We start from the raw sequence: 1913 nt of genomic DNA on the forward strand, positions 1-1913 counted from the left end.
GCCAGATGGAGGGCCCCGGCCGCTTCGCCCGCTGGGCCGGGAGGGTGGCCGCGTTCCTGGACGTGACGGAGGCGCGGGCCCGCGAGCTGCTGGAGTCCATGGCGGATGCCAGCCACTGGATGCCCGGCCCGGTGGCGGGCGTGGAGCTGATGCCCGTGGAGACGGGGCCAGCGCGCGAGGGGATGATGGCCGCCGTCGTGCGCCTCCTGCCCGGCGCCCGCTACCCGCGCCACGCGCACCTGGGCCGCGAGTGGAACCTGGTGCTGGAGGGCGGCTTCCGCGAGGATACCGGCCACGAGGTGTGGCCCGGCGACGAGCTGGAGAAGACGGACGGCTCGCTGCACGACTTCACCGCGCTGCAGGGCCCCGCGTGCATCTGCTTCACCGTGCTGGAGGGCGCCACGTCCTTCGAGGAGCTGGTGGACGGCGGCGCCTGAGGGGACGGTGTGCCGGGCGCGGGCGGGGAGTATGGTGCTGCGCGCATGGCCTCCACCGACCTCGCCACCCGCCTCGCCCAGACGACGCTCGAGCTGTGTCGCATCGACAGCCCCATTGGCCACGAGGGTCCCATCGCGGACCACGTGGAAGGCTGGGCGCTGAAGCACTTCCGCCGCGAGGAGGTCTTCCGCGTCGGGCACACGCTGCTGCTGGGGGCGCTGGAGGACCCGCGCCCCACGGTGGCGCTCATCGGCCACCTGGACACGGTGCCCATGCACCCCGGGGACGTGGGCCGCGCGCCGCGCATCGAAGGGGAGCGCGTGCACGGGCTGGGCGCGTCCGACATGAAGGGCGGCGTCGCGGTGATGATGGCGCTGGCGGAGGACCTGAAGCGCGACGCGCTGCCCGTCAACGTGGCCTTCCTCCTGTACGAGCGCGAGGAGGGCGCCTACGCGGAGAGCGGCCTCATCCCGCTGTACGCGCAGCGGCCGGACCTGTCCCGCGTGAGGTTCGGCATCGCCATGGAGCCCACGGACGGCGTGGTGCAGGTGGGCTGCGTCGGCAGCATGCAGGTGACGGTCCGCTTCACGGGCAAGAGCGCGCACTCCGCGCGGCCGTGGCAGGGGGAGAACGCCATCCACAAGGCGGGGCCGCTGCTCACGGAGCTCTTGGGGCGCGAGCGCGTGGAGGTGAACGTCGCGGGCTTCCCCTTCTATGAAGTCCTCAGCGCCACGCTGGCCAAGGGTGGCCGCGCGCGCAACGTGGTGCCGGAGGCGTTCGAGCTGAACCTCAACTACCGCTTCGCGCCGGGCAAGAGCGTGGCGCAGGCGAAGGAGGACGTGCTGGCGCTGGTGGCGGGCCGCGCGGAGGTGGAGTTCACGGACGCGTCGCCCAGCGGGCCGGTGGCCGCGGGCAACCCGCTGTTCCAGCGGCTGATGGCGCTCACGGGGCTGCCCGCCGCGTCGAAGCAGGCGTGGACGGACGTGGCGCGCTTCGGCGAGTGGGGCGTGGACGCGGTGAACTTCGGGCCCGGTGAGACGGCGCAGGCGCACCAGCTCCACGAGAGCGCGCCCATCCCTCCCCTGGCCGTGGCGTACGAGAAGCTGGCCGCGTTCCTCAAGGGCGCGGCGTAGCGGTCCGCGTGACAGCCGTGCGCTCCGAGGCCGGATTTTCGGCCTCGCGCGGGCTGTAGCACCGCGTGCATTCGTCAAGTGGAGTGCATCTGCATGGTGGGGCATGCGTGCACTTCTGGCGGATGCGCTTACCCTACAGGTGTTGTCATCCCTGGAGGTTGTTGATGCACGCCGAGTCGAACATGCAGGACCCGAACGGAACCCCGTCGTCCAACTCGATGCAGTCGGCCGGTGAGGCGACGTCCGCCACGCCGTCGCGCCGCCGCTCCTCCGGCGCGCGCAAGGGCGCCCGCAAGGCGTCGTCCCCGCCGCACGGGGGCCGCGAAGAAGGCGACCTCCAAG

The 1913-nt window shown here is 72.7% G+C and carries 3 protein-coding genes; 2 read left to right on the plus strand and 1 reads right to left on the minus strand.

Annotated features, from left to right (window positions below; translation table 11 throughout):
- Both ACLEQD_RS42340 and dapE read left to right on the plus strand, forming a co-directional pair.
- Nucleotides 1-437: cupin domain-containing protein (locus tag ACLEQD_RS42340; protein WP_410391635.1), on the plus strand; the 437-nt coding region annotated here is incomplete at its 5' end.
- 45 nt (nucleotides 438-482) lie between these two features.
- A complete protein-coding gene (gene dapE, locus ACLEQD_RS42345) occupies nucleotides 483-1571 on the plus strand; it encodes a succinyl-diaminopimelate desuccinylase (protein WP_410391637.1) in 1089 nt (362 codons plus the stop codon).
- A 145-nt stretch (nucleotides 1572-1716) separates the two neighbouring features.
- Here the strand turns inward: dapE and ACLEQD_RS42350 are convergent.
- Nucleotides 1717-1913 (minus strand): hypothetical protein (locus tag ACLEQD_RS42350; RefSeq protein ID WP_410391638.1); only part of this gene is annotated, 197 nt, incomplete at its 5' end.

The organism is Corallococcus sp. 4LFB, assembly GCF_046520365.1.
GTDB classification, from domain to species: Bacteria; Myxococcota; Myxococcia; order Myxococcales; family Myxococcaceae; genus Corallococcus; species Corallococcus caeni.

Excerpts from the sequence above, each read along its gene's own strand:
- dapE (WP_410391637.1), top strand. The coding sequence starts at position 483 with ATGGCCTCCACCGACCTCGCCACCCGCCTCGCCCAGACGACGCTCGAG.